At 64.9% G+C, this 21132-nt stretch carries 21 protein-coding genes; 6 read left to right on the top strand and 15 right to left on the bottom strand.

The window, feature by feature from the left end:
- Nucleotide 1: 1 nt before the first annotated feature.
- The 9 genes from B4383_RS01255 to rimP form a co-directional block, all read right to left on the bottom strand.
- Nucleotides 2–997, bottom strand: coding sequence for a bifunctional oligoribonuclease/PAP phosphatase NrnA (locus B4383_RS01255; RefSeq protein ID WP_078287624.1), 996 nt, complete (start codon nucleotides 995–997; stop codon nucleotides 2–4).
- Nucleotides 978–1454, bottom strand: coding sequence for a 30S ribosome-binding factor RbfA (gene rbfA, locus B4383_RS01250; protein ID WP_078287623.1), 477 nt, complete (start codon nucleotides 1452–1454; stop codon nucleotides 978–980). Before rbfA ends, B4383_RS01255 begins: the two co-directional genes overlap by 20 nt.
- 1 nt (nucleotide 1455) lies before the next feature.
- Nucleotides 1456–4224 (bottom strand): translation initiation factor IF-2, encoded by a 2769-nt coding sequence (gene infB, locus B4383_RS01245; RefSeq protein WP_078287622.1) that lies wholly within the window; start codon nucleotides 4222–4224, stop codon nucleotides 1456–1458.
- An 88-nt stretch (nucleotides 4225–4312) separates the two neighbouring features.
- Complete coding sequence (locus B4383_RS01240; protein WP_078287838.1) at nucleotides 4313–4609, bottom strand: YlxR family protein; 297 nt, start codon at nucleotides 4607–4609, stop codon at nucleotides 4313–4315.
- A 94-nt stretch (nucleotides 4610–4703) separates the two neighbouring features.
- Entirely contained in the window at nucleotides 4704–5138 is a 435-nt protein-coding gene (locus B4383_RS01235; RefSeq protein ID WP_078287621.1) for a hypothetical protein, read from the bottom strand.
- Nucleotides 5135–6325 (bottom strand): globin domain-containing protein, encoded by a 1191-nt coding sequence (locus B4383_RS01230; protein ID WP_078287620.1) that lies wholly within the window; start codon nucleotides 6323–6325, stop codon nucleotides 5135–5137. The genes B4383_RS01235 and B4383_RS01230 overlap by 4 nt, the downstream gene beginning before the upstream one ends.
- 4 nt (nucleotides 6326–6329) lie before the next feature.
- Nucleotides 6330–6743 carry an Rrf2 family transcriptional regulator gene (locus B4383_RS01225; protein WP_078287619.1) on the bottom strand — a complete coding sequence of 138 codons (414 nt, stop codon included), beginning with the start codon at nucleotides 6741–6743 and terminating at the stop codon, nucleotides 6330–6332.
- 69 nt (nucleotides 6744–6812) lie between these two features.
- A complete protein-coding gene (gene nusA / locus B4383_RS01220; RefSeq protein ID WP_078287618.1) occupies nucleotides 6813–7808 on the bottom strand; it encodes a transcription termination factor NusA in 996 nt (331 codons plus the stop codon).
- Nucleotides 7805–8332: a ribosome maturation factor RimP gene (rimP, locus tag B4383_RS01215; RefSeq protein WP_078287617.1), complete on the bottom strand. Its 528-nt coding sequence runs from the start codon at nucleotides 8330–8332 to the stop codon at nucleotides 7805–7807. The genes nusA and rimP overlap by 4 nt, the downstream gene beginning before the upstream one ends.
- Nucleotides 8333–8473: 141 nt before the next feature.
- Between rimP and B4383_RS01210 the strand changes: the two genes are divergently transcribed.
- Nucleotides 8474–8944: a hypothetical protein gene (locus B4383_RS01210; RefSeq protein WP_078287616.1), complete on the top strand. Its 471-nt coding sequence runs from the start codon at nucleotides 8474–8476 to the stop codon at nucleotides 8942–8944.
- Nucleotides 8941–9411, top strand: a complete 471-nt coding sequence (locus tag B4383_RS01205; protein ID WP_078287615.1) for a ferritin-like domain-containing protein — start codon at nucleotides 8941–8943, stop codon at nucleotides 9409–9411. The genes B4383_RS01210 and B4383_RS01205 overlap by 4 nt, the downstream gene beginning before the upstream one ends.
- Here the strand turns inward: B4383_RS01205 and B4383_RS01200 are convergent.
- Together B4383_RS01200 and B4383_RS01195 are read right to left on the bottom strand one after the other, a co-directional pair.
- Entirely contained in the window at nucleotides 9408–9896 is a 489-nt protein-coding gene (locus B4383_RS01200; protein ID WP_078287614.1) for an SRPBCC family protein, read from the bottom strand. The genes B4383_RS01205 and B4383_RS01200 overlap by 4 nt on opposite strands.
- Nucleotides 9893–11650 (bottom strand): proline--tRNA ligase, encoded by a 1758-nt coding sequence (locus B4383_RS01195; protein ID WP_078287613.1) that lies wholly within the window; start codon nucleotides 11648–11650, stop codon nucleotides 9893–9895. The genes B4383_RS01200 and B4383_RS01195 overlap by 4 nt, the downstream gene beginning before the upstream one ends.
- Nucleotides 11651–11735: 85 nt before the next feature.
- Here B4383_RS01195 and B4383_RS01190 point away from each other — a divergent pair, with 85 nt between their 5' ends.
- The gene (locus tag B4383_RS01190) at nucleotides 11736–12095 is read left to right on the top strand and encodes a hypothetical protein (RefSeq protein ID WP_078287612.1); all 360 of its coding nucleotides are present in this window, start codon (nucleotides 11736–11738) and stop codon (nucleotides 12093–12095) included.
- Here B4383_RS01190 and B4383_RS01185 read toward each other — a convergent pair.
- A complete protein-coding gene (locus B4383_RS01185) occupies nucleotides 12092–13609 on the bottom strand; it encodes an MFS transporter (RefSeq protein WP_078287611.1) in 1518 nt (505 codons plus the stop codon). The genes B4383_RS01190 and B4383_RS01185 overlap by 4 nt on opposite strands.
- 37 nt (nucleotides 13610–13646) lie before the next feature.
- On the bottom strand, nucleotides 13647–14846 hold the full coding sequence (gene cobA, locus B4383_RS01180) for a uroporphyrinogen-III C-methyltransferase (RefSeq protein WP_078287610.1): 1200 nt from the start codon (nucleotides 14844–14846) through the stop codon (nucleotides 13647–13649).
- 76 nt (nucleotides 14847–14922) lie between these two features.
- On the opposite strand from cobA, the gene B4383_RS01175 reads away from it, so the two are divergent.
- The 3 genes from B4383_RS01175 (at nucleotide 14923) to B4383_RS01165 (ending at nucleotide 19061) form a co-directional block, all read left to right on the top strand.
- Nucleotides 14923–16890 carry a DUF2232 domain-containing protein gene (locus tag B4383_RS01175; RefSeq protein ID WP_078287609.1) on the top strand — a complete coding sequence of 656 codons (1968 nt, stop codon included), beginning with the start codon at nucleotides 14923–14925 and terminating at the stop codon, nucleotides 16888–16890.
- Nucleotides 16887–17663, top strand: coding sequence for an energy-coupling factor transporter transmembrane protein EcfT (locus tag B4383_RS01170; RefSeq protein WP_078287608.1), 777 nt, complete (start codon nucleotides 16887–16889; stop codon nucleotides 17661–17663). The genes B4383_RS01175 and B4383_RS01170 overlap by 4 nt, the downstream gene beginning before the upstream one ends.
- 87 nt (nucleotides 17664–17750) lie before the next feature.
- Complete coding sequence (locus B4383_RS01165; protein ID WP_078287607.1) at nucleotides 17751–19061, top strand: HNH endonuclease signature motif containing protein; 1311 nt, start codon at nucleotides 17751–17753, stop codon at nucleotides 19059–19061.
- Here the strand turns inward: B4383_RS01165 and B4383_RS01160 are convergent.
- Together B4383_RS01160 and B4383_RS01155 are read right to left on the bottom strand one after the other, a co-directional pair.
- A complete protein-coding gene (locus tag B4383_RS01160; protein WP_078287606.1) occupies nucleotides 19027–19713 on the bottom strand; it encodes a GAP family protein in 687 nt (228 codons plus the stop codon). The two genes, B4383_RS01165 and B4383_RS01160, sit on opposite strands and share 35 nt — an antisense overlap.
- A gap of 2 nt (nucleotides 19714–19715) precedes the next feature.
- A complete protein-coding gene (locus B4383_RS01155; RefSeq protein ID WP_078287605.1) occupies nucleotides 19716–21131 on the bottom strand; it encodes a condensation domain-containing protein in 1416 nt (471 codons plus the stop codon).
- Between the last annotated feature and the right edge of the window lies 1 nt (nucleotide 21132).

Here is a 21132-nt window from a genome sequence, read left to right as displayed (position 1 = left end):
GTCAGTCAAGGGCGCGAACCAGCGCCGCCACCACCTCGTCGACCGGGCCGGTCGCCGAGAACCCGGCGGCCAGCCGATGTCCACCGCCACCAAAGGTGCCCGCTACCGCGGACAGGTCCACCGCGGAACGGGCCCGCATCGATATCGACCAATGCTCGGGCTCGATCTCCTTGAATACCGCCGTGACCTCGGCCTCGGTGGTGGTACGGACGATGTCGACGATCGACTCAACTTCCTCGGTGCGCGCACAGGACCACACATCATGGGTGACAACGGCATACACCAGACCCGCACCCTTGACCGCATCAGGAATCAACTGCGCGGTGCCCAGCACGCGCGACAAGATCGGCAGCCAGACGAACGGGTGTGAATCCATGAAGGTGCGGGTGATGTTCACACCGTCGGCACCCAAGTCCAGCAAACGGGCCGCCAGCCGGTGCCCCTGCGCGGTGGCCCAGCGGAAAGACCCACTGTCGGTGACCAAACCGGCGTACAAACAGTGCGCCATCTCGGGGGTGATCTTCACTCCCCAGGCGTCGAGCAACCGAGCCACCATCATCGTGGTCGAATCAGCTTCGATATCAACGTAATTCGCCGTACCAAAGAGCTCATTGGACACGTGATGGTCGATGACAAGCACCGGTGCCGGACCCTCAACCAGCTCGCCCAGTTGGCCAAGCCGCCGCACACTCGGGCTGTCGACCGTGACCACCAGATCCGGGTCTCTGCGCAGCTCGTGCGGCGGGACCAACAGTTCTGCACCCGGCAGCGTTCCCACTGACTCCGGAGGCGCCGCCGGCGCCCCGAAACTGACCTGGACGTCAACGCCCTTGGCCACCAACGCCTGTCCGAGTGTCAACCCGCTGCCCACAGTGTCGGCGTCGGGGTGCACGTGACAGATGATCACCACCCTCCTGGCCTTGGCCAGGAGCGCCACAGCGCCCTCTACGTCTACGCGTGCCCCCACGGCACCCGTCTCAATCGGGACGGCGCTCATCGTCCTCGTCGGGTGCGGGCTCCTCTGCCGGGGACGCCTTATAGGGATCGGTGTCACCGGCATGCACGGCTCCCTGTCGGACCTCGGCGAGCGCGGCATCAGCCGCACGCGTCCGATCCAGCAGTTCCTCCATATGCCGCGCGGTATCGGCGATGGTGTCGAGCACGAAGGTCAGGGTGGGCGTGAACCGCACCCCTGTCCCGGCACCCACCTTGGTTCGGAGCACACCCTTTGCCTTTTCTAGCGCGGCCGCCGCGCCGGGGTAATCCGGCTCGTCGGACAGAGTCTGCCCCATCACGGTGTAGTACACGGTCGCATCGTGCAGATCGTTGGTCACCCGAGTATCGGTGACCGTGACCATCGTCAGCCTCGGGTCTTTGATCTCGTACTCGATCGCCGAGGCGACGATGGCCCCGATCCGCTTCGCCAGTCGCCGCGCGCGAGCCGGATCGGCCACCTTAGACCCGTTCCTTCTCGCGGAGTTCGTACGCCTCGATGACGTCGCCTTCCTTGATGTCGTTGTAGGTCAGCGTCAGACCGCACTCGTAACCATCGCGGACCTCAGTGACGTCATCCTTCTCCCGCTTGAGCGATGAGATGGTCACGGTCTCGGCGACCACGATGTTGTCGCGCAGCAGTCGGGCCTTGGCGTTGCGCCGGATGATGCCCGAGGTGACCAGGCAGCCGGCAATGTTGCCGACCTTCGACGACCGGAACAGTGCCCTGATCTCGGCGCGGCCCAGCTCGACCTCTTCGTAGACCGGCTTGAGCATGCCCTTGAGCGCGCTCTCGATCTCGTCGATGGCCTGGTAAATCACCGAGTAGTACCGAATGTCGACGCCCTCGCGGTTCGCCAGCTCTGTCGCCTTGCCCTCGGCCCGCACATTGAAGCCGATGATGATGGCGTCCGAGGCCGAGGCCAGGTTGACGTTGGTTTCGGTGACACCACCGACACCGCGGTCAATGACCCGCAGCTGCACCTCGTCGTCGATCACGATACCGAGCAGCGCCTCTTCCAAGGCTTCGACCGTACCGGCGTTGTCGCCCTTGAGGATCAGGTTCAGCTGGCTGGTTTCCTTCAGCGCGGCATCCAGATCGTCCAGGCTGATCCGCTTGCGGCTACGGGCGGCCAGCGCGTTGCGCTTGCGCGCACTGCGACGGTCGGCGATCTGCCGGGCGATGCGGTCCTCGTCAACGACAAGCAGGTTGTCACCCGCACCGGGCACCGAGGTGAAACCGATGACCTGTACCGGACGCGAAGGCAGTGCCTCCTCGACATCCTCGCCGTGCTCGTCGACCATGCGACGCACGCGGCCGTACGCATCTCCGGCGACGATCGAGTCGCCGACCCGCAGCGTTCCGCGCTGGATGAGCACCGTGGCCACCGGGCCGCGACCGCGGTCCAGATGCGCCTCGATCGCCACACCCTGGGCTTCCATATCGGGGTTGGCACGCAGGTCCAGTGCCGCGTCAGCGGTCAGCAGCACAGCCTCCAGCAGGGCGTCGATATTGGTGCCCTGCTTGGCCGAGATGTCGACGAACATGGTGTCGCCACCGAAGTCCTCGGCGACCAGGTTGTACTCGGTGAGCTGCGCCCGGATCTTGCCCGGGTCGGCACCTTCCTTGTCGATCTTGTTGACCGCGACCACGATCGGCACATCGGCCGCCTGGGCGTGGTTGATGGCTTCCACCGTCTGCGGCATGACGCCGTCATCGGCGGCGACCACCAGGATCGCGATATCGGTGGCCTTGGCACCACGTGCACGCATGGCGGTGAACGCCTCGTGACCGGGGGTGTCGATGAAGGTGACCAGCCGCTCGTTGCCGTCCAGTTGAGTCAAGACCTGGTAGGCACCGATGTGCTGCGTGATACCGCCGGCTTCGCCCTCGCGGACGTTGGCCTGCCGAATGGTGTCGAGCAGTCGGGTCTTTCCGTGGTCGACGTGACCCATGACGGTGACGACCGGCGGACGGATCTCCAGATCCTCTTCGCCGCCTTCGTCCTCGCCGTAGGTGAGGTCGAAGGACTGCAGCAGCTCGCGATCCTCGTCCTCGGGGCTCACGACCTGAACGGTGTAGTTCATCTCGCCGCCCAGCAGCTCCAGGGTCTCGTCACCCACGGACTGCGTGGCGGTCACCATCTCGCCGAGGTTGAACAATGCCTGCACCAGCGAAGCCGGGTTGGCATCGATCTTCTCCGCGAAATCGCTCAGCGAAGCACCACGCGCGAGTCGAATGACCTCGCCGTTGCCGTGCGGCAACCGCACACCACCGACGACCGGCGCCTGCATGTTCTCGTACTCGGCGCGTTTTGCTCGCTTCGACTTGCGACCACGCTTCGGGGCACCACCGGGACGGCCGAACGCACCAGCCGCGCCACCGCGCTGACCGGGGCGGCCACCGCCACCACCGCCACCACCGGGGCGACCGCGGAAGCCACCAGCAGCAGCGCCGGGAGGACCACCAGCGGGAGCGCCGCCACCGGCACCGCCACCGCGGTAGTTACCGCCGCCACCACCACCGGGACCACCCGGACGACCACCACCGGGACCACCGGGACGGCCACCACCGGGACGGGGTGGACCACCGGGACGCGGCGGGCGCGGGCCCATGGATCCGGGCGACGGGCGCGGGGGCATGTTGCTTGGGGAGGCTCCAGCGGGACGAGGAGCTCCGGGACGCGGCGCCTGAGGACGCGGCGCCGGCCGTTCGACCGGCTGCGCCGAGGAGAACGGGTTGTTGCCGACGCGCGGTACGCGAGCGCCAGGCTTGGGACCCGGCGTCGCACCCGGACGGGGTCCCGGCGCGGGTGCTGCCGGTGCCGCGGGCGCATCCGCTACGGGCGACGCCGCAGCGGCCGGCTGGGGAGCAGCCGGTGCGACAGGCGCAGCGGGCGCAGGTGGGGCTGCTGCAACCGGAGGCTCCGGCGCAGGGGGGGCCTCGACAACCGGCTCAGCGACCTTCTTCGGGGCCGGCTTAGGGGCGCCGGGCTTGGGACCGGCCTTCTTCGGGGCTGCCGCCGTCTCGGCGGGCGCGCCATTGGATCCTGCGGCAGCGGGCTTATCGCCACCGCCGAATGCCTCACGAAGACGCCGCGCGACGGGGGCTTCCACCGTCGAAGATGCGGACTTAACGAATTCGCCCTGATCGCTCAGTCGGGCGAGAACTTCTTTACTGGTCACACCGAGTTCTTTAGCTAACTCGTGTACCCGGGCCTTGCCTGCCACTGCTCTCCTGTCTGCGAGGCAGCGGCTTCAGGCGCCGTGCCTCGTGTTAGCTGTGATGGACGATCATCATCGACGCTTCACGGTGTGCTCATTGTTTGTCGTTGCCAATCTCTTGGTATTCCTCAACAAGTTCGAAGACCGCGGAGGTATCCGGGTTTCCGCTGATCCGGAGCGCTCGCGCGAACGCTCGCCGCTTTACCGCCAGGTGATAACACTGCGCCGACCGATGCAACCACGCACCTCGGCCGGGCAGCCTGCGGCGGCTATCGACAACAACGCGTCGATCATCCGTAGCAACCACACGAAGCAGATCTGCAGCCAGCTCTCGCCCCCGGCAGCCGACGCATGTCCGTACCGGTTTACCGGTTTGGGCATGTGCGAACACCGAAGTCTCGCGCTGGATCACGGCTTAGTCTACCGTCCGCGACACCTTATTTATGAATCGGCCCACAGCCTCGAATGACAAGGCTGTATTCCGGTCATCGAACCCCCGCTGCGACGAGCGCCACAACACCAACCAACGCCAGTGCCTTGATGCACTCGAGCGCGACATACGCCAGGTGTACACGGCTACGCCCGGCATACTCCGCGCCGTCGCGGATCGTATTGGTTCGTCTCATCATGGCTGGTCGCACGGCCACCAGCTGGATTGCCAGACACACACATGCCGCGATCACCGCGGCGATCACACCGGCGGAGAGATTGCCCAGCACCATGAGCAGCACCAAAGCCGAAGCCACGACACACTCCACCGCGTTGAGCGCACGGAACACCAAGCGACCTATCGCGAGCCCCACGGGGATCGTCACACCCGGCGCCCGGAACTTCAGAGGCGCCTCGATGAACGAGATCGCCACCACCAAGCCCAACCAGAATGCGGCCAGCGCTGCCACGCCTACATCTATGCACGTCATGCCATAGCCGAAGCCAACGGTCCGAACAGCTCGTGATTGATCTGCTCCTGCGGGATGCCGAGAGACACCAGGTCTTCGTTGACGGCCGACATGAAGGGCCGGGGACCGCAGACGAACACCGTAGATAGCCTGTTGAGCGGCAGTCGGTGCAGGCTCATGCGACCGATACCGTGCGCGGGAAGCTCCACATGTGCCCGTTCGTACCACGTGTGCAGCCGCCCGGCGGGCAGTCGGCCCACGAGATCTGCCAACTCGTGTCGGTAAGCGTGCGCGGCAGCCGACTGATCTGCGTGCAGAACCACGACCTCTCGTGGCGACTGCGTGGCTACAAGCTCTTGCAGCATCCCCATGATCGGCGTGCAGCCGATGCCGGCGGATACCAGAACCAACGGATCCGTCGAATCGTCGAGCGTGAACTCGCCCATAGGTAGTGAGACTCGCAACTGTTGCCCCTCGAAGACGTTGTCGTAGATGAAGTTCGACACCTCTCCCGCAGGAGTACCACCACCACTGATCCGTTTGACGGCAATACGCCAGTCATCCTGATGGGTGCCACGTGACAAACTGTATTGACGAATCTGCCTGGCCCCGTCAGGCAACGTGACCTGTATCGATACGTACTGTCCCGGAAGGAAACTCGGAAGATCACCGGATGCCCCGCGTAACTCGAACCCGGCCACGTCTGCCGATTCCAGCTGGCGGCGCACCACCGTGACCTGCTGCCACACGTCGCCCGGCGCAACCCCCGCGGCGCCGTACAGCGCCTTCTCCCGCGCGATCAACTCATCGGCCATGAGCCAGTAGAACTCGCTCCAGGCATTCGCGACCTCTTCGGTCACCGCGGCCCCCAACACCTCCGCGATTGCAGCGAACAGATGCTCGTAGACGATCGGATACTGCTCGGCAACAATTCCCAACGAGGCATGCTTGTGAGCAATCCTGTCGAGCACCGAATCATACTGGGCACCTTCGCCTTCCAGCACAAGACCGGCGAATGAAGCGATGGACGCGGCGAGCGCCTTCGGCTGCTCCCCCGCCGCTTGGTTGCCGCGGTTGAACAGATCGCGAAGCAGCTCGGGGTGCGCCGCGAAGAGCTTGGAGTAGAACAACGGTGTGATCTCGTCGATCGCCCCCGCCACTGCGGGGAGGGTTTGACGGATGACTGCCAGCGACTCTGCTGATAGCACGTGACTACTTCCTTTCCATTGTTGGACGGGCGATTTCGGCCACAGTCCACTGATCGAGGTCGGCGAAGAATGCCTCTTGCGCCGAGCGAAGCGCGTCGCGCAGGCGACAGGTGCGACGGAGCGGGCAGGGCACGGCTCCCTCACAGTCGATGACCTCGCCGTCGCGCTCCAATGTGCGAACCAGCGATCCCACCCGACGGTCAAGTCCACCTTGCGTGATGCACACTCCCCCGCGGCGTCCGCGGGTGGATTCAATCGCGCCTATTTCCGAAAGCCGGGCAACGACTTTCGTAGCATGCGTGTAGGGCACGCAAAGTTGGACGGCGAGATCACCGGTGTGCAGCTGAGCGCCCGGCCCTTCGGTGGCCAGCCGCATGACAATGCGTAGACCCAGGTCGGTGAATCGCGTTAGTTGCACATAACTTGTATATGAGATGCAAGTTATGTGCCGATAGGGACTTTGGTCAGTACCTACCGCTACTCGGTGCTAATTTTCGGAATCTGCGTCACTTCTGATGTCGATGCGCCATCCGGTGAGACGGGCCGCCAGGCGGGCGTTCTGCCCCTCCTTGCCGATCGCCAGGGACAGCTGGAAATCGGGGACGATGACGCGGGCAGCCTTACCCGCCTCATCGATCACCGATACCGATACCACCTTGGCGGGTGAGAGCGCATTCGCGACGAAACGCGCGGGATCCGGGTCGTAATCGATGATGTCGATCTTCTCGCCGGCGAGCTCGCTCATCACATTGCGCACCCGCTGCCCCATCGGACCGATGCAGGCACCCTTGGCATTGAGTCCGGAAACCTTCGAGGCCACCGCAATCTTGGAGCGGTGTCCCGCCTCACGGGCAACCGCGACGATCTCCACGGAGCCGTCGTGGATCTCCGGCACCTCCAGTGAAAACAGCTTGCGCACCAGATTCGGGTGCGTCCGCGACAGGGTGATCAACGGCTCGCGTGCACCTCGGGATACGCCAACGACGTAGCAGCGCAGCCGATCTCCGTGGCGGTAGTCCTCGCCCGGCACCTGCTCGGCAGCCGGGATGACACCCTCGGATCCCTTTGTCTCGCTACCCATGCGGACCACGACAAGTCCCCGCGCGTTGGCCCGAGCGTCGCGCTGGATCACTCCGCCGACGATCTCGCCCTCGCGCGTGGAGAACTCACCGAACTTGTGCTCGTTCTCCGCATCACGCACTCCCTGCTGGAACACCTGCCGTGCGGTGGTGGCGGCGATACGGCCGAATCCCTCAGGTGTGGCATCCCATTCGGTGATGAGATTGCCGTCCTCGTCGGTCTCGCGGGCCAGCACGCGGACCACACCCGTCTTGCGATCGAGTTCGATACGCGCGTTCGGCTCATGCCCGTCGGTGTGCCGGTAGGCCGTCAGCAGCGCCGATTTGATGATGTCAATCGCCTCGTCGACGGTGATGCCCTTATCGGCAGCCATCAGGTTTACCGCTGCGGGATCGATGTTCACGCGCCACCTCCAGTTTCGGCTGCCCCAGCCAGATTGAGTTCCTGCGGGTTGGGCGTTGTGAACTCCACCTGCACGATCGCACTCTCGATATCGGAGAACGCGAGATCGCGGACGGTCCAGCCGGTGCCCTTGACCGGTTTACGCACCACCACTTGTATTCCGTCATCGTTCGCGATGCCGATGCGGCCGAGCAGATCCTCACCATCGGCGAGGCGAATCTGCGCCAGCCGGCCGTGGGCACGTCGAAAATGCACGGCAGTGGTCAGCGGACGATCGACACCGGGTGTGGTGATTTCCAGGTCGTAGGTCTCCCAGCCGGTGTCGGCCTCGTCCAAGAATGCCGATGCGGTGCGACTCAGCGCGGCGACCGCGTCCAAGTCCACCGGAGAGTCCGAGTCGACTACCACCGTGATGCGGGCGGGAACCGTTTCTTCGTTGACGACGACACTCTCGATCTCGACGCCTGACCGGGAGAACTCGGGAGCGAGCAGCTCGATCACCTGGTCATCGGATGGCAGCCCCATGGCGTTTGTGGCTCCTCATCTTGAGTTGTCGGGCGGTTCAGCTTGCACACACTAGCCGGGACTCTCGTCCTGACCAGCACTCCACCTTACGCCCGGCGAGGGCTGTCATGCGCCAACCGCGCACACTGGCAGGATGGGCGAATGCTCAGAAGCCTGTCGCGCCGCGACCTGTTGATCGGCGGCGCCGCACTCGGCGTTGCCGTCGTGGCCGCCGCGTGCCAGCAGACACCTGATGCCAAACCCGAGGTGGACGACCTGCTCATCCAGATCGACCTCGCCCAGCGCGATGCCACATCGGCGGCCGCAGCGGCCACTGCCAATGCCGAGCTGGCACCCGCGCTGACGGCCGTCGCGGCAATCCGCCGCGCGCACGGTGTCGCACTGACCAAAGAGCTCGCCCGCATCCCGGGCGCGACCACGACCACGCCGCCGTCCAGCACCACCACATCGCCGGCATCACCACCACCACAGCTTGAGCAGATCAAGACTCAACTCAAGGACTCGTCGAGATCAGCGATGGACCTGGCTACCAAACACAGCGGATACCGCGCTGGCCTGCTGGCCTCGATCAGTGCCTCGTGCGCCTCGGCGGCCGAGGTTGATCTGCCATGACCACAACCGAACCCACACCGCAGCCCGCCTCATCGGCCGACGACACCGCGCTGGCCGATGCCCTGGCGAACGAGCACGCAGCCATCTACGCGTACGGACTGGTGTCGGCACACTCGGTGCCCGACAACAACTGGCTGGTCACCGAGTGCCTCATCGAGCACCGGCTATGCCGCGAGGAATGCATCGCCAAGCTGCGTGGCCGTTCGGTGGCCGCACCGGTGGCCGCTGCCGGCTACAAGACGCCGTTCCCGGTGAACACCCCCTCCGACGCCACCAAGCTGGCGCTGCAAGTCGAGGCGGACACGGCGGCGCGCTGGCGCGCTGTCGCCGAACTGGCCGACAACGGTGACGATCGTGGGTTCGCGGTACGGATGCTCACCGAGAGCGCGATCCGCGCGGCGCGGTGGCGGGTGGCCGCCGACATCACGCCCGCCAGTATCGCGTTCCCGGGAGGGACCGAAACCTAGGCGAAGTGTTTCTGGGTGTCGGTGATCAGACCGGACAGCCCGCGACGGATCACCGGCTTGAGATGGCGGGCGAAGCCTAGGGACGGCTCGATGAAGAAGCTCCAGGTGAACAGCGAGCCCGTCGCGGTGCCCACCACCTCGTAGAGCTCACCGAACCGTTTGGTGCCCGGGAAGGTCGCCGTCTCGACGGTGAACGCGTTGCGGTATCGCTCGGCGCTCTCCTCCCACACAATGAACCGCTCGTTGACGGCGGCACCGGGAAGTGCGAGCTTGGCGGTGCGGGTGGAGCCCACACCTCGCGGCTCCGGCGAAGTCCAGCCGATCTTGTTGATGGCCTTACACCAGTGCAGCGGGCTTTCACCATTGAGTTCGGCCCACACCGTCGCCGCGTCCTTGGGCAGCGGAGTGGAGAACGTATACACGAAATCGCTTGTGTCGAAATCACTTTCGACCAACGAGGCAAGCTTAAAAGACGGCATGTCTATACCTTATCGCCTACCGAAATCGCCTCCGTGACGGACGTCACCGCGTCGGCCACCGCAATGGACTGCGCCTCGCCCGTGAACCGGTTGCGCAGCTCGAGGGTCCCATCGGCCCAACCGCGGCCGATCACCACGATCCAGGGCACACCGAGCAGCTCGGCGTCCTTGAACTTGACACCCGGGGAGGCGGTGCGGTCATCGAGAAGCACCTCATGACCCAACCGATCCAGGTCGGCGGCAAGCGCCTCGGCCCCCGCCCGCGCGGCCTCGTCCTTGTTGGCGATGACGACGTGCACATCGAACGGCGATACCGCAGCGGGCCAGCGCAGCCCGAGCTCGTCGTGCTGCTGCTCAGCAACGACGGCCACGAGCCGCGAGACGCCGACACCGTAGGAACCCTGGGTGAGCCGCACCGGTTTGCCGTTCTCGCCGAGCACGTCGACGGTGAATGCGTCGGTGTACTTGCGGCCCAATTGGAAAATGTGGCCGATCTCGATCCCGCGTGCCGACACCAACTGCCCGGCGCCGTCGGGCGAGGGGTCACCGTCGCGCACCTCTGCGGCCTCGATGGTGCCATCGGGGGTGAAATCGCGACCGGCGACGAGGTTGACCACGTGCTTGCCGGGTTCATCGGCACCGGTGATCCAGCTGGAGCCCTCCACGATCCGCGGATCGACCAAGTACCGCACACCGTTCGCGATCAATCCCCTCGGCCCGATGTAGCCGCGCACCAGGAACGGATGCTTGGCGAAGTCCGCGTCACCGATCAGCTCGTACTCGGCGGGCTCCAGCGCGGCACCGAGGCGCTTGTCGTCAATCTCACGATCACCGGGAACTCCGACGGCCAGCAGCTCCCACTCGCCACCTGGCTGGCGCACCTTCAACAGAATGTTCTTGAGGGTGTCACCCGCCGTCACAGACCTGCCCAGATCGGCGGAATTCGCCCAGTCCACCAGAGTCGCGATGGTCGGAGTGTCACCCGTCTCATGCACGACGGCTTCGGGGAGTCCCTCGACAGGCCGCGCCGGCGGTGCCGGTGTGATGACCGCCTCGACGTTGGCGGCGTATCCGGATTCCACGCATCGCACGAAAGTGTCTTCCCCGGTGGGGCTTTCGGCGAGGAACTCCTCGGATGCACTACCGCCCATGGCTCCCGAGGTGGCCGCCACAATCACATAGTCCAGACCCAGTCGGCCGAATATGCGTTGATACGCCTCGCGGTGCGCGTGATAGGCCGTCTTGAGCCCGTCATCGGATGTATCGAAGGAGTACGAGTCCTTCATGACGAATTCGCGCCCGCGCAGAATGCCCGCACGCGGACGCGCCTCGTCCCGGTACTTCGTCTGCACCTGGTAGAGGATGACCGGGAAATCCTTGTAGGAGCTGTACTCCCCCTTCACGGTGAGCGCGAAGAGCTCCTCGTGGGTGGGGCCAAGCATCATGTCGACACCACGCCGATCCTTGAGCCGGAACAGCGAATCGCCATACTCGGTCCACCGGTTCGTGGTCTCATACGGCGCGCGCGGAAGCAGAGCGGGCAGCAGGATCTCTTGGCCGCCAATGGCATTCATCTCTTCACGGACGATGTTCTCGATCTTGCGGAGGACCCGAAGGCCGAGCGGTAGCCAGCTGTACACACCCGGCGCAATGGGGCGCACATAGCCCGCGCGGATGAGCAGCTTATGGCTGGGAACCTCGGCGTCGGCCGGGTCGTCGCGCAGCGTGCGTACGAAAAGCTCGGAGAGCCGGGTGATCATTGATGAGCCTCTCGGGCGAAGACCGTCAGTTACGGTTGCACAGCATATCGGCGCGCCGCCCGGACCTCCGGCTAGCATCGAACGCATGCGTGCGTGGGCGATCATTCCGGCGGTGGCGATGTTCGGCCTGGGAGTCGCGGCACCGGCCGACGCAGCCCCGGCCACAGTCAAGTACTCGTTGTCGGCCATCGGAATCGGCAATGCCGACTTCACCGTGTCCTACCAAGACGGGAATCAGCTCCGGGAGGAGTCGGGACACACGTTCGCCGGGTACTACTGGGAGCGCACGGTGAAACTCACCGGAGCCCCGCCGGTTCTTCGAGTGACCGCGGCCGGACCTGCGAGTGTGTTCCGGATGTCCTGTCACATCACCGTCAATGACGGCATTCCCGTCACCAACGGACTGCTGTTCCGCGCTGGGGACTACACCCCGCAGGACTGTTAGACAGGCTGCTCTTCGTCCAGGCCCTGGTCGTGCGCGGACTGCGCCTTCTGCGCATGGGCGACGTCTGCAGCGGTGTAGCTGATGAACAACGCTGCCACCCCCACCAGCACGGCCGTTCCGGCGATCCACAGCAGGCCGTACGTATAGCCGTGGTCGAGGGCGTGCAGCTGCGCTTGGTTCATGTTCTGCACGGGCCCCTTGGCGCCGCCCAGGTACAGCGTGCGCGAGGTGATGATCGCCTGGATGATCACCAGAACAATTGGGCCACCCAGGTTTTGCAGCATGAGAGAGATGGCGGACAGCGGCCCGATGCGGTCGGCGTCCACGCCGGTGATGGCCGACAAGATCACGGGCACCACGATGGTGCCGATACCGAGTCCACCGACGAAGATGAGCGTCGCGAAATCCGGGAAGTAATCGATTGCCCGGTCAACCGTCGAGCCGTACAACATCGCCGCGAACACCACGACGCCGCCGCACAGGATCAGCACCCGAGGCGCCATGCGCGTGACGAGTTGCGAAGACAGAGCCAGGCCAATCCCCATACCGACGACGAACGGAATGGCAGAGACTCCGGTTCGCAGCGGGCTGTATTTCATCAGGTCCTGCATGTACAGGCCGATGGTGATGGTCAGGGTGAACAGCACGCCGCCGGCCAGGAAGATCGCCGCGAAGGTGGCAACCCGATTGCGGTCCTTGAACAAGCTAAGCGGCAGCACCGGGTTCTCCGCGGTGCGTTCGACGATCAGGAATGCGATCAGGAGCACGGCGGCGACGGCCAGCGACACGATCGTGTACGGGGAATCCCATCCGCGGTCGGGTCCCTGGGTGAAGCCGAACACCGCGGCGGTACAGCCGAGGGTCGCCAGCACCGATCCCATCACGTCCAGCTTCATCGGTTCACGTTCGGTCTCGGACAGTGACCGCACGGCGAGGTAGATCATCAGCGCACCGGCGGGCACATTGATAAGGAACGCCAGACGCCAGGACACCTCGGCTAGCGCACCGCCGACGATCAGTCCGGCGATGGAACCCACGCCCGTCATGGCACCGAACACCGCGACGGCAGCGGTACGCAGCGGCCCCTTGGGGAAGGTGGTCGCTACCAAGGCCAGCGCCGTGGGAGATGCGATGGCCGCACCGACACCCTGGATGAGACGGAAAACTGCCAGACCGATGTCCTCCTGCGCGAGGCCCACCCCGATCGAAGCGAGGGTGAACAACGCGATGCCGCCGATGAAGACCCGCTTACGGCCGAAGGTGTCACCGAGGCGCCCGCCGAGCAACATCAGCCCGCCGAAGGACAGCATGTACGCGGTGATGACCCAGCTTCGGGTGGCGTCGTTGAGGTGCAGCTCGGCCTGAATCTTGGGCAGCGTGACGACGGCGATGGTGCCGTCCATGGTGGCCAGGAACTGCATACCGGCGATCGCGATGACGGCGTACAGGTAGTGCCGGGACGGCAGAAGTTCTCGCGCCTTTTGAGTGAGCTGCTCGACGCTGAGGGCAGGCATGGAGGACACCTTACCGTCCTCTTAACGTGCCCTTAGGTCACGAAGAGGCGCCGTAAGCAGCAACGGGGCCGATGACGATGATTGCCGGCGGCCTAATGCCCTGTGAGCGAATGCGCTCTGGCGCGCTGGCCAGGTCCGCACGTAGCACCCGTTGCTCATCAGTGGTGCCGTGTTGCACCACCAATACCGGGGTATCCGCAGGTCGGCCCCCATCGATGAGCACCTTCGCAAACTGCTCGATGCGCTCGACGGCCATCAGCAACACGATGGTTCCCTTCAAGGCAGCAAGCGCATCCCAATTGACTAACGATTCCGGGTGTCCCGGCGCGACGTGTCCGCTGACGACCACGAACTCGTGGTTGACCGCACGATGGGTGACGGGCACCCCGGCCGCCGCGGGGACGGAGATTGCACTGGTCACACCGGGTACGACGGTCACCTGGACACCGGCCTCGGCACAGGCCAGCACCTCCTCGTAGCCGCGGGCGAAGACAAACGGGTCCCCACCCTTGAGACGGACGACGAACTTGCCGGCCTGTGCCCGTTCAACGAGCACCCGGTTGATCTCCTGCTGAGCCATCGCGCGGCCGTAGGGGATCTTCGCGGCATCGATGACCTCGACGTGGGGACCGAGATCCGCCAGAAGTTCGGCGGGGGCGAGCCGGTCGGCGACAACAACATCGGCTTGCGCCAGGAGACGACGTCCACGGACGGTGATGAGATCAGGATCACCCGGTCCCCCGCCGACCAGCGCCACTCCCTCTGGTCTCGTTTCGGCGATTTCGGTGATGAGCCCGCGCTGCAGCGCCTCGTGGATGGCCGAACGCAGAGCGGCGGACCGCTTGTGCTGACCACCGGTCAAGACACCGACAGCGATGCCGTCGTGATTGAAGGACGCCGGGGTGACGGCGGTGCCCTCCCGGGCGGAATCGGCCCGGACGCAGAAGATGCGGCGTCGATCCGCTTCGGACACCACCGCGGCATTGACGGCCGGGTCGTCGGTGCAGGCGATCGCGTACCAAGCCCCATCGAGGTCGCCGTCCTGATACGGCCTGAGGTTGAGGGTGATCGAGGCCATGCCTTCGACAGCTGGAGTGGCGCTGGGCGCGATCACGTGGACATCGGCGCCGCTGGCGATCAGCAGCCCGAGGCGCCGCTGCGCGACGGATCCGGCGCCGACAACTACGACCTTGCGTCCGGTGAGGCGCAGGCCCACGAGGTAGGCGTCATGAGTCACCGCGCGAGTTTACGTGGACGTGGATCACGGGGCTGGGTTAGCCATGCTCTAATCGGTCCCAGTGCAACCGAATCGTATGCAACCAGCGGAGTTGGCCCAGGCCGCGATGACTGCTGCCCTCATGGGCGCGATCGCCGTGGTCTCTATTGTGCTGCCGGGCGCCGTGGTGTTCGCCTGGCTGGGAGCCGTCCCGATGGGAGTGCTCTGTTACCGGCATCGCATCCGGGTGGCGCTGGCCGCATGTGTCGCCGCCGGCCTCATCAGCTTCCTGATCGCGGGATTCGGCGGCCTGGTTTCGGCGCTGACATGCGCATACATGGGCGCCATCGCCGGCCAGGTGAGGCGCCGAAATCGCGGCGCGGCAACAATGTTGGCCGTCGCGGCGCTGTGGGGTGTGCTGGTCTCCTCTTTCTGTGTCGGCGTGTTCGCGGCCCTGAGGAATCTGCGCGAGGTTGTTCTGGGTGCGGTGGCCGCCAATGTCGGCGGGTTCGCGACGCTTTTGAGCGGCGTGCCGATTCTCGGCCGCGCCGCAACAGGATTGGATCACGCCGTACAGGGCTGGATCGTGCACTGGCCCTGGTTCTTTGGGGTCTCGGTGTGGCTCATCGTCATCTTCGGAACCTCTTTCGGATGGCGGGTACTCACGCCGGTACTGCGGCGACTCGAGGAGGTGACCGACCTGTCGTCGGTCGGGATGCTGCCCGCCGGACACGACGGTGCACCACCGGGTCCGCTGCCGACCGTCCTCACCGATGCCGGTTATCGATATGCAGGAGCGGACCGGGATGCCCTGGCCCCGGTGTCCATGAGCGTCGACGTCGGCGAACACATCGCGGTGACCGGCGCCAACGGCTCCGGCAAGTCCACCCTGATGCGCATCCTGGCGGGCATCACACCCACGACCGGCACCATCGAACGCCCCGCCGGAGTGGGCCTGGGTCAGGTGGGCGGGACCGCGTTGGTCCTGCAGCACCCCGAGAGTCAGGTGCTGGGACTACGTGTGGGCGACGACATCGTGTGGGGGCTGCCGCACAACCGCGAGATCGACATCGAGAGCCTGCTCGGTGAGGTGGGGTTGAGCGGGATGAGTGATCGGGACACCGCGGGTCTCTCGGGTGGAGAGCTCCAGCGGCTCGCGGTCGCCTCGGCACTCGCGCGGGAACCCGCTCTCCTGATCGCCGACGAGGTGACCACCATGGTGGACCACAACGGCAGGCAGACACTGATCACCGTGCTCGACGGACTCACCTCCCACCACGATCTGGGGCTGGTGCACATCACGCATTACCCGCAGGAGGCCAATGCCGCCGATCGGGTGGTGGCACTTGGCGGCAGCGGCACGGCGGCCGCGCGTGAGCCTGCAGAACACCCATCCCCCATCGAATCTGTCAGCGGTGAAACAATTCTCGATGTACAGGGAGTCTCCTTCGACTACGCGGTCGGAACCCCATGGTCGCAATCCGTCCTGCGAGACATCTCTTTCCAGGTTCGTTCCGGCGACGGGATACTGCTCTGCGGTGGCAACGGCTCCGGCAAGTCCACTCTGGCCTGGATCATGGCGGGCCTGCTGGATCCCTCGGCGGGTCAATGCCTACTCGATGGCCGTCCCGCCGCGGAACAGGTTGGTGCGGTGGCGTTGTGCTTCCAAGCCGCCAGACTGCAACTGCTGCGTGGGCACGCCGGGGCGGCGGTGGCCGCACTTGCCGGGTACTCAGCCTCCGACACCGACAACATTGCTGGCGCGTTGGCCTCGGTCAGCCTGGATCCGAATATTGCTGGGGTGCTTATCGATCGGCTCAGCGGCGGCCAGCTGCGGCGAGTCGCCCTGGCCGGACTACTGGCCCGCTCGCCACGGCTGCTGATTCTCGATGAGCCATTGGCGGGCCTGGACGTCGACGCCCAGGCCGACCTCATAGATCTGCTGGTGCATATCCGCAACCAGGGGCAGGCCGTCATCGTGATATCCCACGACACCGACAGCCTGTCCCCGCTGTGTCCACGCACCATTCGTCTCGAACAAGGTGAGTTGGTGACCGTCGGATGAGTCAGCGACGCCCGTTGATGCTGATGCGCCCGGTGCCTGGACCGTCTCCCATCCACGCGCTCTGGGCCGGAACAAAACTCATTGCGGTGCTGGCAATATCGGTGCTGCTGACCGTGATGCCGTCCTGGACGGCGATCGGGCTTGTCGCCCTGCTCATTCTTGTGACGGCCGGGCTCGCCGGGATCTCCCCCACATGCATCCCGTCGGTTCCCCGGTGGGTCTGGCTCCTAGTGGTGGCGGGCAGCCTGTTCACGATTGTCAACGGGGGCGCTCCCGAGCTGAAGCTCGGACCGGCCACCATCGGTGTCGGCGGCTTCCTGGATTTCCTGCGCGTCACCTCACTGGGCCTTGTCCTGATCGGCCTGGGCGCGGTGATCTCGTGGACCACCCAAGTCGCCGATATCGCCCCGGCGGTGGCGCTCTTGTGTCGGCCGCTGCGCATCCTGCGCGTGCCGGTCGATGATTGGGCGGTCACCATTTCCCTGGCGTTCCGGATGTTCCCCATGCTGTCCGAAGAGTTCCGGCTGTTGGCGGCCGCACGCAGACTCCAGCCGCCACAACCGGAGAAGCCCTCGCGGCGTGCGGAAGTCGTTGATCTCTGCACCGCCGCGATGGTCGTCTCGTTACGCCGCGCCACCGAGATGGGCGACGCCATCACGGCACGGGGCGGCGCAGGGCGGATCTCGGCGCACCCGATCTATCCGGGATGGCGCGACGCTTCGGCGGCAGTGGTGCTTATCGGCGTCTTCGCGCTCGCATTGGCGCTGGGCTGAACTTAGGGCCGAAAACTCTTTTGTCACAGTAGTTTCTGCTGTCACATCGAGAACTGTTTTGTCGGTGGGCATCGTTAGCATTCGAACATGGGTTCGATTGGAGTGTTGGAGACGGCAGTTGATGCCTTCTGCGCTGAGTCGATCCAGGAGCTGACCGCATCTGAGGCGCTGACGGTGCTGGCCCGGTTGGAGGTTGTGCAGCGCCGATTGTCTGCCAGCGGACTGGGGTTGGTGCCGAAGGTGACGGCCCAGGCCTCTCCGGTGGAGCTCGGGGGTACTTCGTATGCCGATGTTCTGTCGCGACGATTGCATATCAGCAAGAGTGCGGCTCGGCGCCGGATCGCTGATGCCGAACAGTTGGCGCCGCGACAGGCGTTGACCGGTGAAGTACTGGCGCCGCAGCTGCCGAATGTGGCCGAGGCTTTGCGTCGAGGCGATATCGGGGACGAGCATGTGCGGATCATTCGTGGCTTCTTTGATCGGCTGCCGGTGGTGGTGGATACGCCAACCCGCGAGGCCGCCGAGAGGCAGTTGGCTCAGATGGCTGCCCGGTTTCGGCCCGAGGCGCTGCGTATCGGCGCCGATCGGATGATGGCCTTGTTGAATCCCGACGACGAGTTCTCCGATATGGATCGGGCACGCCGACGTGGGATCAGCATCGGGCAGCAGGGTTTTGACGGCATGTCCGCGATCTCGGGATTGTTGGATCCGGAGACGCGTGCCTATCTGGATGCGGTGTTCGCCAAACTAGCCGCACCCGGCATGTGCAACCCGAACGATCAAACACCTCTCGTGGACGGAGAACCGGCCCCCGAAGCCGCCGAACGCGATCAACGCACATCAGCCCAACGCAACCACGACGCCCTCAAGGCGATGTCACGCATGGCGCTGACTTCCGGCGACCTGGGCTCGCACCACGGTCTACCGGTGACCGTCATCGTCTCCACGACACTGGCCGAGATCGAAGGCGCCGCCGGGGTGGCGATCACCGGCGCCGGCACCCGGCTACCGATGCGTGATCTGATCCGCATGGCCGCCCATGCCCACCACTATCTGACGATCTTCGATGACGACGGCCGACCGCTGTATCTCGGACGTTCGAAACGCATCGCCACCGCGGATCAGCGCATCGTGCTGCACGCCAAAGACCGCGGCTGCACCCACCCCGGCTGCCACGTTCCTGGGTACTTGTGCCAGGTCCACCACATCAACGCATGGGCCCAAGGCGGCCCCACCGACATCGACAACCTCACCTTCGCCTGCGCACCACACCACCGCCTGCTCGAGCACGGCTGGAGCACCCGAAAACACACCGACGGCACCACCGAATGGATACCCCCACCACAGCTGGATTTCACCGGCGTTACGCCCGAAGAATCCCGATCGCTCCCAGTGTGAGGATGATCAGACCGAGGACTGCCACAATCCCCGCGACGTCGATCCGTCTACGCGTCCGAACCCAGGTGTGCAGGGACGACACCATCTCGTAAGTCCGCGCCGGCATGGCCGCATAACTCAGCAGCGGCAGCGCGACCATCGAGAAGGCCACCGCATTGAAGAAGAGCAGCGCCATGGACTGTATGGGCTGCGTGGCACCCGACGCATGGATGAGCGCGATCACCGCTAGAAAGTCCGCCGACGGCAAGGCAATTCCCAATCCGCTGACCCCGGCCACCCACAGTGAGTTGTTGCGCAGGAAACCGCGAACTCGCGTCGTCAGCTTTTCCGCCAGGCCCGACCGCGGTGCACGTGGCGCTGCGGGAGGCCTGCGGATCAAAGCCGTGATGGCCAGCACCGCCGCCACCATCAATGCGAGCGCACCAAGACCGACTTGGATGTAAGGCCCTGAAACGTCTGCGTTCCCCATCGGTGACACTCGCAGGACAAACAGCAAGGTGAGCCCCAGGGTCAGCCCCATGACAAAGGCACCGCAGAGAAAGACGAAGAGCTGTAACAGCGGTCGCGGCCTGTTCAGCATCAAGACCGTCAATCCCAGCCGGGTGGGCTCAACGCTCACCCCAAGTGCCATCAACAAAACGATGGTCCACATGACTACCGCGCGGGCACAACGTCATTCTGCTGGCAGATCCGCGTGAACATAGACTTCACGAGGTCTACGTAGCGGGTGATCGATTCCCGGGCGATGGGGTTTTCCGGGTACGCGATCATCAGCGTCGTCTCCGTCGGGAACCGCGAGATAAAGATCGTCAGCTGGTACACCGACTTGCTCTCCGCGTAGAGGCCGATGGGATTACTGACCAGCAGCGGGTTGGTGAACAGCTGCGAAAGTGGCGGAGCGCCACCGTCGAAGAAGTTGATCATCGGATGGTACGGACGGGGCCAGTTCAGCTCCGGCACCAATTCCAGTACCCGGTAGAACGGAACATTCACCAGCTGCCTGCCACGGTCAAAGGATTCCTGTGCCGCCACGGCGGCAGCACCGAAGGTCCCATCAACGGGCACCGATATCGGGACGAGCCCCGTGAACCATCCCGTCGTGAACATATCGGCTTCCGCTCGGGCATCACTCGGCGTGATCCCGTAATACGTATCGGTGCCGGTCAATTCACGCTCAGCGAACCCGAGCGCCGCCATCACACCGCCGATAAACCGGGCGCCCGCATCTACACAGACGGACTCGAACGTCAGCGCCTGCTGCTCATCCAACAGCTGTTCGGTGATGATCGAGGTCCCGGAGGGCACCGAGTGATCCCCCAGTGGCAGTGGGAAATCCGGGAGGCTGCCACGGTTGTTCCCGGCGAACCGAACCCAATCGCGAACAGGCTCCGAATCGGGGGTCAATCCGGACAGGAATTCGTGCTGGCGGATGCAGTAATCGTCATAGCTGCCGGCCGGCGGAAGATCGATGGGGGCTCCGCCCTGGACCAGCGCCTTGTATCCCATCAGGATCTCCATGATCAGCAGACGCGCGAAAGTCGCGTCCAGGTGCAGATGGTCGACGCTGAAATAGAAGGTGAAATGCCCTGAGCTCTGGACGATTCCGAAACGGAAGCAGTCCCACCGGAACGGGTCCGGGGTCTCCGAGACCACCAGCTCCCGCACCTCGTCGGAGCTCATCTCGCCCAGTTTTACCTGAACAAACTCCACGTCTGCCGGATCGGCGATCGTGCGCCGGACAATGTTCTGCTCCTCGTCGAGCGAGAACCAGCTGCGGTACGTATCGTGCCGCCGCAGGTGGGCGTTGATCACATGGCCCATAGCGCGCTTGTCGCACCGCCCCGGCATATCCAGCGTGAAAACGAGCACCCGCGAGAAGTCGAGTCCCTTCGCTGCCTGCCGCAGATACGTGCGCAGATGCTGCACCTGCATGAAGCTCGGCGGTATCTCGCTGACCGGCGCTTCGAGTGCCTTCGCGTACGACGCCGGTGAGGGCTGCCAGGTAATCACCGATCCCGAGGAGGGCTCCCACTTGTCGGTCAGCGACACCGTTACTGGTCCACCACGCATT

Origin of the sequence: Mycobacterium sp. D16R24, assembly GCF_002013385.1 — a bacterium.
GTDB lineage: Bacteria > Actinomycetota > Actinomycetes > Mycobacteriales > Mycobacteriaceae > Mycobacterium.
Note: the sequence above shows the minus strand (reverse complement) of the source record. Positions and strands in the feature narration are given on the sequence as shown.